Origin of the sequence: Brumimicrobium aurantiacum, from assembly GCF_003402975.1 — a bacterium.
GTDB classification, from domain to species: domain Bacteria; phylum Bacteroidota; class Bacteroidia; order Flavobacteriales_D; family Crocinitomicaceae; genus Brumimicrobium; species Brumimicrobium aurantiacum.
The window spans coordinates 457,633-472,783 of record NZ_QURB01000002.1; the positions used below are offsets into that span (position 1 = coordinate 457,633).

The window sequence follows — 15,151 nt, forward strand, 5'->3', positions numbered from 1 at the left end:
CGTATTGCTAAAAATTTATTTTACTTCTCATTTGAAAATTGTTAAATTAGAAGGAAAATTCATAATTCGTTATTCGAAATCTTTCGGATCGTTATTCGTAATTTTACTGTATGAAAATTGAATCTATTGTTACTATAAAAAAAGAGCTAAAGCACCTTCCTAAGGAGGAATTAATTGAGTTATGTTTGCGTTTGGGAAAATTCAAAAAGGAAAACAAGGCTATGCTCACCTATTTATTGTTTCAAGCCGATGATGAACAAGGATATATCTCAGCAGTTCAGGAAACCGTTGACGAACTTTTTGATGAGATGAATACCTACAGTTATTTTTACATGAAAAAAACTATCCGTAAAATCTTAAAGCAAATTAGACAATACATTCGATTTTCAAAAAATAAAACGACTGAAGTTGAGCTTCTCCTATATTTTTGTGAGAAATTACTTCAACTTAAACCTTCTATTTTTAATAACACAACATTAACTAATATCTACGAACGTCAAATAGAATCTATCCAAAAGAAAATTGGTGCATTACACGAGGATTTACAATTTGATTATAATCAACGTATTGTAGAATTGGAAAGTTTAGAGTGAAATTAAAGATCGACTAAACTATTTCACCCTTATTTGATTTGTTTTCTTAACTTTAAATACACTAAAGTTAAAATCACTTAAGATGAAACAACTATTTACACTAATGTTCTCTTTACTTTTTTCAACAGGTTTAATTCATGGTCAGGAACCAATTAACGAAGAAAAATTAGAATTTAAGAAGCTCGAACAGCTTACAAATTCTACATATAAACTTTATCATACCTCTAATGAAATGGGCAAATGGGTTTATCTAAAACTAAACACTGCCAACGGAATGCTTACTCAATTGGTCATTGATGAAAAGAATAACTTAAGTTATGAAAACAATATCAATACCCTTCCGCTTGTAGAAAAATCGAACCAAATCAATGATCGTTTTGTTTTAAAATCAACTCCAAATAATTATACTTTCATTCTTTTAGATCAAATTAATGGACGAATGTGGAAAGTGTATTGGTCATTAGAGACAGAAGAAAGAGAAATAATTTCAATTCCTTAAATTCCACAACATTTATACATCTTTTACGTTGAACATTGTGTATTCAATCCACAATGAAATGAAAACACCTATTCATAAAACTACTTTTATCAATTCCGTTCAAGTTGCTCAGTTGTTGCTTCTTTATCTATCCTTCAATTTTTCATTTCTATTGAATGCGCAATCATGGCAACAGCTTGACGATTTTCCAGCTACAGAACGTGATGATGGGGTTTCTTTTGTTATTGGTGACAAAGCCTATTGTGGTACCGGATATAAAACAGGTTGGGTTGAAACGAAAGATTTTCATGTTTTGGATATGAACACAGATCAATGGTCTACTGTTTCCTCATTACCTATTGGAGAAGAACGCCAGTACGCTTCAGCTTTCGCCTCTTCAACAAAAGGATTTGTATTTGGTGGAATTAAAGATGGTGATCATTTGAATGATTTATGGAAATATAATTCATCGCAAGACAGTTGGACAGAAATGACTCCATTACCTGCAGAAGGAAGGCGAGGTTCCGTCTCATTCGTAATTAATGGGGTTGCATATATTGTGGGTGGAAATACAGAAATAGAAAATGCAATTGATGAAGTTTGGGCGTATAATATCAATGATGATACATGGGAACAAAAAAACGACTTCCCTTTTGGTGGACTATATCGTGCATCAGGAACATCATCGGAGAATTATGGATATTTGATTTTTGGTCAGAACGAAAGCAATAATTTAAACAATAAACTTTACGCGTATGACCCTATTTCGGATTCTTGGACTTTGAAAAGTACCTTTCCTGAAACTGGAAGAATGCATTCTTCCTTAAATTTAATTTCAAATCAATTGTTTGTCATTGCTGGAATAGATGATATGGATGTTTATCATAAGGATTTATGGCGATTTGATTTAAGTGACTCCACTTGGCATGAGTTAGTGGAAATTCCTGGAAATGTTCGAAAAGGTGGAATGGCTTTTAATAATGGTGACAATCTTTATTACACTACTGGAATAAACGACCAGGACGTCAGATTAAAAGAATCATGGAAATGTGTTCAGCCCTTAAGCTTGGATAAAAAAGAGCTATCTCTCAATTTATCCATCTATCCTAATCCAGCAAATGAAACACTTATTTTAGCTTGTAATAATTTCAACTTAGTCTCAAATAATGAAATAACTATTACTAATTCAATTGGGAAACTTGTCACAAAGGTAAAAATGAATAGTGCACTGACCTTACTTGATATTTCACATTATTCAAAAGGAGTTTTTTTCGTTTCAATTCAAAATGAAAACATACATCAAACTATAAAATTCATAAAGAAATAAGAAGAAAATGAAAGTTCCAGGTTTAAAAATAATTTTGATAATAACCATAAGTAATCTATTGCTTTTTGCTACTACTTTACATAGTCAGGTACCAATTTACTTTGAATCGGATGTTATTGCTGATACACTTTATTTCGGCTTACCAACAGGAGAAGAAGATATTCCACAAGAATTTAAAGAAGAAGAGCAGGCGATGATGAATTTAATCAATGCAGAACGAAAACGTTTTGGTTTAAAACCACTGAAAATTGATACTGCACTTTCTGCTGCTTGCAGATATCATGCCTATGACATGGCTACACAAAATTACATTAGTCATACAGGTTATGACAGAGGTAAAGACGGAAAGCGTAAATTTGCAAATTCTACATTTGAAAGAATTTCTCAATTTTACGATGCAACAACTTTAATTAATGAGAACATTGCATTCGGTTCTAAAAACGTAGAAGATATGTTTAATTTATGGGTAGAAAGTGATGGACATTATAAAAATATGCTTGCACCCAATAGCAGAGTTGCTGGAATAGGTCTGGTCTATATTCCTGAGAGTGAGTATAAATATTACTGGGTTTATAATTCAGCAGAATAATTTAGCGCTTCAAAAAGTGTATAAAATCATTATTTTTGCGCTTTAAATAAATACCTATGATCAATAGTTACCGTCTAATTTCAATTCTTCTACTCCAAGTAATCATTTCAAATTATACTTTTTCAAAAGATAACATAACTGAAGCGGAATTTGATAGTGTATACTTTCATATTGCTTCAACTTCACTTACTCACAATCTTGACAATGCATTAAGTTTATCTGATTCTCTCTATAAGGTCAGCAAAAAACCTTCACAACAAATTAGAAGTTTATTATTGAAAGCCTATGTTAATGAAAACATGGGAAAAATTGATGAAGCTGTATATCTAGCAACCAAAGCTGAAAAGAAGGCCCAACAAAAAAATCATTTTGATCTTGCTACTAAAGCTGCTGGTTACATTTCATCATTATATCAAAGTGTTAACCTACACAGTGAAGCAGAACGTTATTTACTTAAGGCAGAACAAGCAAATGCTATGCTAAAGGATGATGAAATGTTTGCTTTAAGGCAAAGTATTATTCTTCATGATAAAGCCTTTTTAGAAATTGAGAAGGGGAACTATGAAAATGCATTAAAACAATTGCATCTTTCCGAAAAAATGTTGGATGAATACGATAGTTCATATATTAAATCGTATTCACTGAGTACAATTTATGAGTCATTTATAGATGTGAATATTCAACTAGAAAATTACCAAAAAGCCCAAGCATATGTTGACACTCTAAAAACCTATAATGAAACTAATGATGATGCGATTCTAAGTCTATTAAATGGACATATTGGAAAGATTGCTTTAGAGCAAAACAATTATGATAAATCGATATCTCATTTAAATAAGGCTTTGGAATATTCGAAGACTTCAGAGAATATGAAATTCATTAAAAAAACTTATGATAGACTTCATCAATATTTTAGCAAAATAAAAGACTATCCTAATGCGCTTCGTTTTCAAAATAAGATTGACAGTATAACCACGCTAGAAATAGAACAAAATAAAGTCATTACAGAAAGTATACTCGAAAAGTTAAGGAAGGAAGAAGAGTCTTGGTCTTCAAAAAACAAGGTTTATATTTTAATTATTTCAATTTTAGTTATTTTACTTTTAATATCGGTTTTTTATATTAAAAATAAGCGTTTACAATTAAAATCGAATCTTAAGAAAGATGATAAAGAGGTCAAAGTAGAACCTACTCCTACTCCACAATTAAAAAACGAAGAAGTAAAATCTCATGGATTTACAATTCCTAAAGAAACAGAATTAAGAATTCTCAAAAACTTAAAGATTCTTGAAGAGAATAAATTCTTTTTATCTAGGGATGTTTCCCTATCCGCAACTACATCCAAATTGAACAGTAATACACGTTATGTATCTCAAGTAATTAGAAAGAATAAAAATAAAGACTTTACTAGTTATGTCAACGAATTAAAAATAAATTACGTCATCGATTTGTGGAAAAACGATCCAAAAGCAATTAACTACAAACTTTCCCATATCGCGGAATTATCTGGATTTACCTCACATAGTAATTTCACATTTGTATTTAAAAAATTAACGAAAATGACACCTTCGAATTGTTTAGAGAAAATCAAAAAAGAGAATTTGAAGAAACAATCAGCTGATAATAAAGAGGTTTAAATAATAGTATAACAGAATTACATTTCTATTTTAAAATGAGGTATTTATTGATATCTTTTCACAAATGATTACATATAATTAGAATAGTATATCAATAAACTCTATTAAAATCAACTTGATATAATCAGCTGTATTCCTAAAATATTTTGGGGAATCAATTTTGAAATATAATTTGCTTTACAACATTTTCTTATTGTTTCTGAACAATATTGTTATTTTTATGTTCAATAGACTGCAACAAGTTTAAATATTAAAATTATATTACAAACGTATGATCGAAACCAAAAAGAAGAAGAAACTAAAATCACTTAAACGAAGAAAAAGTTATTTATCTGAAGCAAAAAATCAAATTTTTCTTTTAGAAAGAGAACAACTTATTGGTCCCCGATTTGGCGAAAAACTTAAAGAACATAATCAATTCCCCCTTAAACCTAGAACAATTGATATTCTTCAATTAAATTTAGGATATATGTGTGATCTTACCTGCGAGCATTGTCACGTTGATGCTGGTCCAGATCGAAAAGAAATCATGACCAAAGAGACATTAGAAGATGTACTTAAAATCATCGATACTGCGAATGTTAAAACAGTAGATTTAACCGGAGGTGCACCAGAAATGAATCCTCACTTTTTATGGTTAGTGGAAGAATTAACCAAACGAAATGTAAAGGCAATTGTAAGAAGTAATTTAACGATTCTTGTTTCGAATAAACACTATAAAACCTATCCAGATTTTTTCAAAAAACACAATGTTGAGGTTATTGCTTCAATGCCGTGCTACACGAAAGAAAATGTGGATAAACAACGTGGTGATGGTGTATTTAACCGTTCCATTGAGGCTTTATTGAAATTAAATGAAATTGGCTATGGAATAGAAGGTTCTGGACTAGATTTACATTTAGTATTTAATCCTGGAGGTGCAAGTTTACCACCCGAACAATCTGCCCTAGAAAAGGATTATAAAAAGCAATTGCGCGATGATTGGAATATTGAGTTTAATTCCTTGTATACGATTACCAATTTACCAATATCAAGATACCTAGATTTCCTTTTAGCAGCGAATAAATATGAAAGCTACATGGAAACTTTGATCAACGCATATAATCCTGCAGCTGCAGAAAATGTAATGTGTAAAGACACTATTTCTGTAGATTGGGAAGGATATTTATACGATTGTGATTTCAACCAAATGCTACAATTAAAAGTACAAGGAAAACGCCAGCATGTTAAGGATTTTGATGAAGATGAGTTGTTAAAAAGAAAAATCACCATTGGTCAACATTGTTATGGATGTACTGCAGGGGCGGGATCAAGCTGCCAAGGGACAACCACATAAATAACAACACTTTAAACAATATTATCTAAACTTTTAATATAATCATATTTCTTGCTTTATGAATACTAAAAATGCCTTAATAATAATGACCAAAGACCCTGTTTTAGGTCAATGTAAAACGCGCTTAGCAAAAACAATTGGGGATGAAAAAGCATTAGAAGTTTATATACAGTTACTCGATTATACAGCTGATTTTTCGAAGAAAGTAAATGCTGATAAATTCATTTATAGTACAGCAGAATTAAAAGATAAAACGCGCTGGGAAAGTAATCAAACTTTATTTAATCTTCAAAGTAATGGCGATTTAGGTAACCGAATGAACACAGCTTTAGAAGCTGTTTTTCATTTGGGTTATCATAAAGCTGTTGTCATTGGTTCAGATTGTGCTGAAATTGACGAAAACACCATTCAAAAAGCTTATGATGAGTTAGCATCCAATGACGTTGTTGTTGGACCCGCTTTAGATGGTGGATACTACCTCATCGGAATGAAAAAAGCCACTCCTGCTCTATTCCAAGACATTGAATGGAGTACCGAAAATGTTTGCCCTTCAACAATATCTATTGCCAAGCAAAATCAATTGAGTATTGCCCTACTTGAAGCTAAATCAGATATTGATTTTGAAGAAGATTTAAACCGTAAAGGGTATATTCAATGGAAAGTTAAACAAGAATAATAGTTTAAATTGAGTACAACCCAATCACTAGAAATAAACCTTGTATTTCCTTTTTAGTTTTTTTCTACATGAAACATATCGTTTTTAAAATGGAAGCGTGTTAGCAAGGCATATTCCATTTTAAAAATTAAGAAGGGTCAACGTCGATGATAATCCTCACAGACTTATTATAAGCCACACTATAAAAATCATCAATCTTTTGCTGCAATAACTTCTTCACTTTTTTATGTGATGCTTCACGTTCCACCTTCAAACGAATAACTTTCAAATAACTATTTTGAATTCGTTTCACAACAGGAAATTCTGGACCTAGCACTCGACTTCCAAAAACTGCGACTAATCTATCAGCTAAATCGGCAGCCATCATTTCTAGTTTATTCGGATCTCTGTGCTTCAAAGTTAGATTTATCATCTTGTAAAAAGGCGGATAGAAATAATTCTTGCGTTCAATCAATTCATTTTTATACATTCCGATAAAATCGTGATTGATGACATGCTGAATAATCCAATGATCTGGATCATAAGTTTGAATAACTACTTTCCCTCGCTTTGTCTTTCTTCCTGAACGTCCAGAAACTTGTGACATCAATTGATAACTACGTTCAAAAGCACGGAAATCTGGTCGATTCAACATCATATCTGCATCGAGAATCCCGACCAGACTCACATTATCAAAATCTAATCCTTTGGTAACCATTTGCGTACCGACAAGAATATCTATTTTACGATCATCGAAATCACGTAAAATATTTTCATAACTATTCTTTTGTCGCGTAGTATCTAAATCAAGTCTTTGCACGCGAACTCCAGGCAAAATAATAGACAATTCATCCTCTATCTTCTCTGTTCCAAATCCAATCATTTTTAAACGGTTACTCTGACATTTTGGACAAGCTCCAACTGGAGGCGTGAAGTAACTACAATAATGACATTTGAGAATATTACTATTCTTGTGATACGTTAGTGAAACATCACAGTTTTTACAATGCGGATTCCAACCACACACTTCACAAGCCCAAACAGGATTATATCCTCTTCTATTTTGGAATAAAATGATTTGCTCTTTATTTTCAAGTGCTTCTTTCATGTGTTCAACCAAGAATCCAGAAAAGTCAGATTGCATGGTTTTATCCCTTTTCTCTTTTTTAAGATTGGCAGTAAAAATCTCTGGCATCATCAAGTCACCAAATCGTTTATCTAAACTCACCAATCCATACTTTCCTTCTTCCGCATTGAAAAATGTTTCCATTGCTGGAGTAGCAGAACCCAATAGCACTTTGGCATCATGAAAGGCCCTTAAAACAATTGCAGTGTCTCTTCCGTTATATCTCGGACTCGGGTCATATTGCTTAAACGAAGATTCATGTTCTTCATCAACGATGATTAATCCAAGATTTCTAAAAGGCAAGAAAACTGCACTTCTCGCACCGAGTACAATTTGAAACTTTGTGGTATCATTATGCAATAATGAATTCCATATTTCAACACGTTCATTTTGATTAAATCGAGAATGGTAAACCCCAACCTTATCACCAAAATAGCGTTGCAAACGTTGAATTAATTGAGTGGTTAAAGCAATTTCAGGCAATAAAAATAAAACTTGTTTACCTTGATCTAGTTGCTCTTGTATTAACTCAACATATATTTCTGTTTTTCCAGAACCCGTAACCCCGTGTAAAAGTGTTACGTCTTTCTCTATGAAAGAAGTTCTAATTTCATCTAAAGCTGATTGTTGTGCTTCCGAAAGTGATTTAAAAGAAGAATCAGCCTCGCTACCTTCCGCTAATCTTGAAATCTCAAGACGTTTAATTTCTAAAACCTCATCTTTATTTAGTGTATTAATAGAAGACGCAGAAGCTCCATGCTCAACGAGTTCTGAACGCAAAATAGGTGTTGATTCACCCTGCTTATAACTTCCTAATTTTAGAAGCGTCAGTAAGACATCCAATTGCTTCTTCTTTCTTGCGTTTTCGCTATACACTTTTATTAAAGCTTCAATTTGCTCATCAGATTGATAAGCCTTAGCAAATTCAACAAACAACTGTGTTTTAGGAGCGTATTTCTGTTTTAAATCCTCTTGAGTAATTATTACTCTTTTTTCAATCAAAGATTTAATTACAGGTTGTATGGTTTTAATCCCAAGAATATCCGAAATTTCCTTCAGGTCTAGTTCATTTTGAATTTCTAAAGCTTCAAAAACTTGGTATTCTTTATCCGTGAGTCGATCAAGATTCCCTTCATATTCTGGATGGAGTAAAACTTTTGTTTCACTTCCCAATTTAAAATTTGAAGGCAAAGCAGCATTCATCACATCTCCAAGTGGAGCCATGTAATATTCAGAAATCCAATTCCACAATTTAAATTGTTTCCCTGTGATTATTGGAGCATCATCCAATACCGCTTCAACATATTTTGATTGGTAACCTTCCGGCACCTTTTCATGTATTTTAATGATAATTCCCGTTTGTAGTTTTGAACGACCAAAAGGTACAACAACCCTTACACCCGTTTTAATGTGTTCATTCATTTCAAATGGCACACGATAGGTAAAAGCGTTATTGATGGGTACAGGTAGGATTACATCTACGAAATATGTTTTTCTTTCTTCCACATTCCAAAGTTAAGAATGAAGAGGAAAACACGAACAGTAAAATCGGAAAAAGTCAAAAAAATAAAAGCTTTAAATTCACCGTTAATAACATTTTTTAATGCTTAGTCTTATTGGATGTCATAATAAGTTATGTATATTTGCAGGACTAATTATATGGGGCTGACCTGGATTTGACAGCAACTGCATCTAATTAGTATAAGCATGTCGAGCCATGTGGTGAGTCTCGTTAATCTCTGGTCACACACGATAATTGACAACACGTCATATAATCTTGCAGCCTAATAACCTCAGGTTATTACGCTTAATCCACTCCGAAGCACAGTAAGAGGGACAAGTTTCTCGCCAGTTCTCCCGTCTCATGAGCGCTGGATCCCGAGAAATCAACAATTTGAGAATAGTTTGTAAACGGCTTCTGTTTGCATGCGAAATTGAATGAAGATAAGTTATGGTAAGGGTGTTTGTGTCCGTTCCATAATCGAAAACCTAATCACAAACTAAACATGTAGAAGGCTGATTATTTCATTGTTTGGACGAGGGTTCGAACCCCTCCAGCTCCACAAAACAGTTTTGAGCAAGAGTACTGAGCATACAGCGAAGTAGCTCTTGCGAAAAAATGTTTTGTCCCTCAAGACTCACACTCAAACTCAAACTAAATCAGTATTTAGCAAGAGTATCAGCATACAGGAAAACCACAAGTTCATCAGAATAAAATGTATAATTCCTATATCAAAGGAAATATAGTTCAGTTTTGAACAAATGCAATTACAGTTTTGAGCAAGAGTACTGAGCATACAGCGAAGTAGCTCTTGCGAAAAAATGTTTTGTCCCTCAAGACTCACACTCAAACTCAAACTAAATCAGTATTTAGCAAGAGTATCAGCATACAGGAAAACCACAAGTTCATCAGAATAAAATGTATAATTCCTATATCAAAGGAAATATAGTTCAGTTTTGAACAAATGCAATTACAGTTTTGAGCAAGAGTACTGAGCATACAGCGAAGTAGCTCTTGCGAAAAAATGTTTTGTCCCTCAAGACTCACACTCAAACTCAAACTAAATCAGTATTTAGCAAGAGTATCAGCATACAGGAAAACCACAAGTTCATCAGAATAAATTGTATAATTCCTATATCAAAGGAAATATAGTTCAGTTTTGAACAAATGCAATTACAGTTTTGAGCAAGAGTACTGAGCATACAGCGAAGTAACTCTTGCGAAAAAATGTTTTGTCCCTCAAGACTCACACTCAAACTCAAACTAAATCAGTATGTAGCAAGAGTATCAGCATACAGGAAAACCACAAGTTCATCAGAATAAAATGTATAACTCCTATATCGAAGGAAATATAGTTCAGTTTTGAACAAATGCAATTACAGTTTTGAGCAAGAGTACTGAGCATACAGCGAAGTAGCTCTTGCGAAAAAATGTTTTGTCCCTCAAGACTCGTACTCAAACTCAAACTAAATCAGTATTTAGCAAGAGTATTCAGCATACAGGAAAACCACAAGTTCATCAGAATAAAATGTATAACTCCTATATCGAAGGAAATATAGTTCAGTTTTGAACAAATGCAATTACAGTTTTGAGCAAGAGTACTGAGCATACAGCGAAGTAGCTCTTGCGAAAAAATGTTTTGTCCCTCAAGACTCGTACTCCAAGACAGTATTGGGCAAGAGTATTTAGCATACAGGACGATTTTTATTGGGTAATTGACGCTAACTATTTCCTCTTTTTTCAAACTCAAACTAATTCGGTACGTAGCAAGAGCAATTACAGTATTCAGCATACAGTTTCAGAATACATGACTTACTTTTTATTAACTACCAACATTTCTAAAATTGTTTTACCTTAAACATGGTATTGCCTTTTCTTTATAAGCTTTCTAATTTTACGTATTATTTAGAACAATTCTAAATAATTGAAATTGTTAAATTTAAGTCTAGACAGTCATGCCTCAACAAATACTCTCTCACGATAAAAATGGTTTTATCGCTATATGCAATAATTGTGGAAATTATCAAATCTTTTTTGGCACCACCGGAATCTACTTAAAGTATAATGAACTTATGGAGATTATTGAATTTGCAAGAGATGAATATAAGTACTTTCAAAACTATGAATACATTGATCAAAAGTGCATTCAAATACCAACTTTCAATGATAATACCCAATTAGTCTTGACTTATCGTGAACTACAAAAACTCCAAGTTCTTCTTGAAGAAGCATCTATCATGATTCAAGTGCACAATATTTTAAATGAAAGGTAGATTTCTTTTCAAGGACATAGGTATTTATAAATTCAAAAGTTGAATACTAAATCATCGTTTGTATATATTGATAACCTAAACCTATTAACATTGCCAAACCAAAACTGAACAATGTCCCAATTAAAATATACTCTGTGAGTTTCCTATCTTTTGCATTGGATAAATCTCCAAATCGAAAAACTGACTTCGCGGCTAACAAGAATCCAATTCCTTCCCAATAATCTAAAATTATGAAACCAAATATGAACAATCGCTCCAACATTCCGATATAGGCCCCAGCATTTTGTAAAGATTCATGATTATTTTCTTCTGGCTTCCATTTTGAAATAAGAACTCGCATCACAATTGATGTTACATTCGTTACCAAAAGAATAGCAATGGTCAACAATAATATATTTGGTGTAAACAATTCAATACTTGACATTATTTCAGGTTGATAAAGGTAAACCACTCCAAAGATTATAAATAAGTGTAATAATTGATCTATAAAGAAAAGTGTTATATTATTAAAACGATCATTCGCATATAGTTTCCCCAAATCAATAACATAGTGCGATACCAAAATTATTGTGAAGCCTTTCCAATAACTAAAGTCAAACTGGAAGACAACAATTAGAAAAATTGCGTGAATCAAAAGATGTAAATACAACTTTGTTGATTTAACCTTATACCTCCTTTTATGTTGTACCCATCTACTCGATTGAAACACAAAGTCTCCTAAAATATGCGCCAATAAAAACTTTAGTACGAGTACAATCATAATTTCTGAATTTCTTCTTTATAATAGTTTAATAGTCTCTGTATTTCATCAAATCCACCACGCTTTAATGCAATACTTATATTACTCTGACTTTTGTCTAGTAATTTAGCCATTTCAGATTGCGTCATGTTAGGATTTTTTAAACTCAATTGAATGATTTTAGAAGATAATGGAGTCCAACTATTCATTGATATTCCCGCTAGTGAAAACATTACATTCATTGTTTTGTCAAAGTTTTTGTCGGGTGACTTCATCTTTAAAAGATCTTTCTTTAGCTGCTCAAAGCATTCACCTGACCTCAAAAATGCATCTCCATTTGATTCTGTTATTTTTTCAGCTTCATAATTAACTTCTCCTATTCCAATAGCCATTCTGATATCTAACGCTTTGAATTGTTTAATTTGTGCTTTTAATAGAACAGCCGCTAACAAAGCTTTTTTGGGTTCTACTTTCAATTGAAAACTATCACCTCTATATATTTCCCATTGTCCAGGCTCATTACCGAATAAGCTTAAGCATTCTTTGAGTTTCGAGATCCACACTTTTGCTTCTATAGCTCTCGAATTTACAATATCACCTGTTATAATTGCTTCCATGACTTATACTAATTAAATATACCCATTTTTATGTATAATTTAAATTATACTCTATTTTGTGTATATCTACAAACATACTCATTTTTAAATATAATTCATCATACAAACTGAAATTTAAATACTTCAATTAATACTGACAATAATTCTTTATGTTTGTAATATGGAATTTAAACTTGTATCTCCGTTCGAACCAATGGGCGATCAACCCCAGGCAATTAAAGAACTTGCTGAAGGTGTGAACAATAATACTGAGCATCAAACTTTGTTAGGCGTGACAGGAAGTGGGAAGACTTTTACAGTGGCTAATGTCATTAAAGAAGTTAAAAAACCAACCTTGATATTGTCACACAATAAAACCTTAGCAGCTCAACTTTACAATGAATTTAAACAGTTCTTTCCTGAAAATGCAGTTGAGTATTTTGTTTCATACTATGACTATTATCAACCTGAGGCTTACTTGCCAGTTACAGATACATTCATTGAGAAAGATTTAGCCATTAATGATGAAATTGAAAAGCTTAGACTTTCTGCTACTTCTGCCCTACTTTCAGGACGAAGAGACGTTATTGTGGTTTCGTCGGTTTCTTGTATATATGGTATTGGAAATCCAAATGAATTTGAAAAGAGCATTATCCCTGTAGCGGTTGGAGATACCATCTTAAGAAATAAGTTTCTATTTAAATTAGTAGAAAACCTATACTCTCGTGCTGGAGATGAGTTTAAACGTGGAACTTTTCGTGTCACCGGAGATACAGTAGATGTTTATCTCGCTTATGCAGATTATGCCTTGAGAATTGAATTTTGGGATGATGATATTGAAGGGATTTTCACCATTGATCCAGAAAGTAATGATGTCATTGATGAATTAGATGCCATCAACATTTATCCGGCCAATATCTTTGTGAGTTCACCAGAAACAACGAAACAAGCCATTGAATTTATCCAGGAAGACATGGTAATTCAAGTGGAAGCTTTCAAACAAGAAGGTAAACACGCTGAAGCAAAACGTTTGTTAGAAAGAACGGAATATGACTTAGAAATGATCCGTGAACTAGGATATTGTCAAGGAATTGAGAATTATTCACGTTATTTTGACAAAAGATTACCAGGTACACGTCCTTTCTGTTTGTTGGATTACTTCCCAAAAGACTTTTTGATGGTTGTTGATGAAAGTCATGTGACACTACCTCAAATTCGAGCTATGTATGGTGGTGACCGTGCAAGAAAAATCAATTTGGTAGATTATGGATTCCGTTTACAAGCCGCTATGGATAATCGCCCGTTAAAGTTTGAGGAATTTCAATCCATCATGAATCAAATGATTTATGTGAGTGCTACACCTGCCGATTATGAAATTGAAATGTCTGATGGTGTTGTTGTAGAACAAGTTATTCGTCCTACTGGTCTACTCGATCCTGAAATTGATGTTCGTCCAAGTTTAAACCAGATAGATGATTTAATTGAAGAAATTCAAAATAGAATTGCAGTTAAAGAAAGAACCCTTGTAACGACTTTGACGAAAAGAATGGCTGAGGAATTACAAAAATACCTCGACCGAATGGGGATTCTTTGTCGATATATACACAGTGAAGTGGATACACTAGAACGTGTTGAAATTTTGCAACAATTACGAGAAGGTGTTTTTGATGTTTTAATTGGCGTTAACCTTTTACGTGAAGGACTTGATTTACCAGAAGTAAGTTTAGTAGCAATTCTCGATGCGGACAAAGAAGGATTTTTGAGAAATGAACGTTCACTCGTTCAAACCGTTGGTAGAGCTGCAAGAAATGTCAATGGATTAGTCATCATGTATGCCGATAAAGTTACTAAGTCGATGGAAAGAACAATTGACGAAACCAATCGTAGACGAGCGATACAAATGGCGTATAACGAAGAACATGGAATCGTACCGACTGCATTAAACAAAACCAATGAAAATGCTTTCCATTATAGAACTGAGGAAGAAGACAACAGTATGATTGCCGCTGATCCGGTAGAACAATACATGGACACAAAACAATTGGAGAAGAGTATTAAAAATGCAGAGCGTCAAATGAAAAAAGCTGCCAAAGACCTTGACTTTATGGAAGCAGCTCGTTTGCGTGATGAAATGTTTAGACTTCAAAAATTAATGGAAGGAAAAGATTAATTAGGGAGTGGTTTGAAGGTCTAGGGAGAGGTTTGGGAGTTTAAGAACAGAGTTTTTAAAATTCTAGCAACGAATAAATGAAAGAAATAAAATATGAATATTCCACCCTTGATTCATCACACTTTGAATAG

At 32.9% G+C, this 15,151-nt stretch carries 12 protein-coding genes and 1 other RNA gene; 10 read left to right on the forward strand and 3 right to left on the reverse strand.

Annotated elements, in window-relative coordinates; translation table 11 throughout:
• The first annotated feature begins 110 nt into the window (after positions 1-110).
• The 7 genes from DXU93_RS05250 (at position 111) to DXU93_RS05280 (ending at position 6,636) form a co-directional block, all read left to right on the forward strand.
• A complete protein-coding gene (locus DXU93_RS05250; RefSeq protein WP_116880208.1) occupies positions 111-593 on the forward strand; it encodes a hypothetical protein in 483 nt (160 codons plus the stop codon).
• A gap of 82 nt (positions 594-675) precedes the next feature.
• Positions 676-1,092, forward strand: coding sequence for a hypothetical protein (locus DXU93_RS05255; protein WP_123776054.1), 417 nt, complete (start codon positions 676-678; stop codon positions 1,090-1,092).
• Positions 1,093-1,150: 58 nt separating this feature from the next.
• Positions 1,151-2,398 (forward strand): Kelch repeat-containing protein, encoded by a 1,248-nt coding sequence (locus tag DXU93_RS05260; protein WP_116880210.1) that lies wholly within the window; start codon positions 1,151-1,153, stop codon positions 2,396-2,398.
• A 7-nt stretch (positions 2,399-2,405) separates the two neighbouring features.
• A complete protein-coding gene (locus tag DXU93_RS05265; RefSeq protein ID WP_116880211.1) occupies positions 2,406-2,987 on the forward strand; it encodes a CAP domain-containing protein in 582 nt (193 codons plus the stop codon).
• A gap of 56 nt (positions 2,988-3,043) precedes the next feature.
• Entirely contained in the window at positions 3,044-4,624 is a 1,581-nt protein-coding gene (locus DXU93_RS05270; RefSeq protein WP_116880212.1) for a hypothetical protein, read from the forward strand.
• A 271-nt stretch (positions 4,625-4,895) separates the two neighbouring features.
• Positions 4,896-5,960 carry an arsenosugar biosynthesis radical SAM (seleno)protein ArsS gene (gene arsS / locus DXU93_RS05275; RefSeq protein ID WP_116880213.1) on the forward strand — a complete coding sequence of 355 codons (1,065 nt, stop codon included), beginning with the start codon at positions 4,896-4,898 and terminating at the stop codon, positions 5,958-5,960.
• Between the two features lie 58 nt (positions 5,961-6,018).
• Positions 6,019-6,636, forward strand: coding sequence for a TIGR04282 family arsenosugar biosynthesis glycosyltransferase (locus DXU93_RS05280; protein WP_116880214.1), 618 nt, complete (start codon positions 6,019-6,021; stop codon positions 6,634-6,636).
• Between the two features lie 127 nt (positions 6,637-6,763).
• Here the strand turns inward: DXU93_RS05280 and priA are convergent, their stop codons facing one another.
• Positions 6,764-9,247, reverse strand: coding sequence for a replication restart helicase PriA (gene priA, locus DXU93_RS05285; RefSeq protein ID WP_116880215.1), 2,484 nt, complete (start codon positions 9,245-9,247; stop codon positions 6,764-6,766).
• A 155-nt stretch (positions 9,248-9,402) separates the two neighbouring features.
• Between priA and ssrA the strand changes: the two genes are divergently transcribed.
• Positions 9,403-9,807: a transfer-messenger RNA gene (gene ssrA, locus DXU93_RS05290) on the forward strand.
• A gap of 1,390 nt (positions 9,808-11,197) precedes the next feature.
• Positions 11,198-11,515 (forward strand): DUF6686 family protein, encoded by a 318-nt coding sequence (locus tag DXU93_RS05295; protein ID WP_116880216.1) that lies wholly within the window; start codon positions 11,198-11,200, stop codon positions 11,513-11,515.
• A gap of 46 nt (positions 11,516-11,561) precedes the next feature.
• Here DXU93_RS05295 and DXU93_RS05300 read toward each other — a convergent pair whose 3' ends face one another.
• Together DXU93_RS05300 and DXU93_RS05305 are read right to left on the reverse strand one after the other, a co-directional pair.
• Entirely contained in the window at positions 11,562-12,275 is a 714-nt protein-coding gene (locus DXU93_RS05300; protein WP_116880217.1) for a DUF3307 domain-containing protein, read from the reverse strand.
• Positions 12,272-12,871, reverse strand: a complete 600-nt coding sequence (locus DXU93_RS05305) for a SatD family protein (protein WP_116880218.1) — start codon at positions 12,869-12,871, stop codon at positions 12,272-12,274. Before DXU93_RS05305 ends, DXU93_RS05300 begins: the two co-directional genes overlap by 4 nt.
• 160 nt (positions 12,872-13,031) lie before the next feature.
• Between DXU93_RS05305 and uvrB the strand changes: the two genes are divergently transcribed.
• Positions 13,032-15,020: an excinuclease ABC subunit UvrB gene (gene uvrB / locus DXU93_RS05310; RefSeq protein ID WP_116880219.1), complete on the forward strand. Its 1,989-nt coding sequence runs from the start codon at positions 13,032-13,034 to the stop codon at positions 15,018-15,020.
• Positions 15,021-15,151 lie beyond the last annotated feature (131 nt).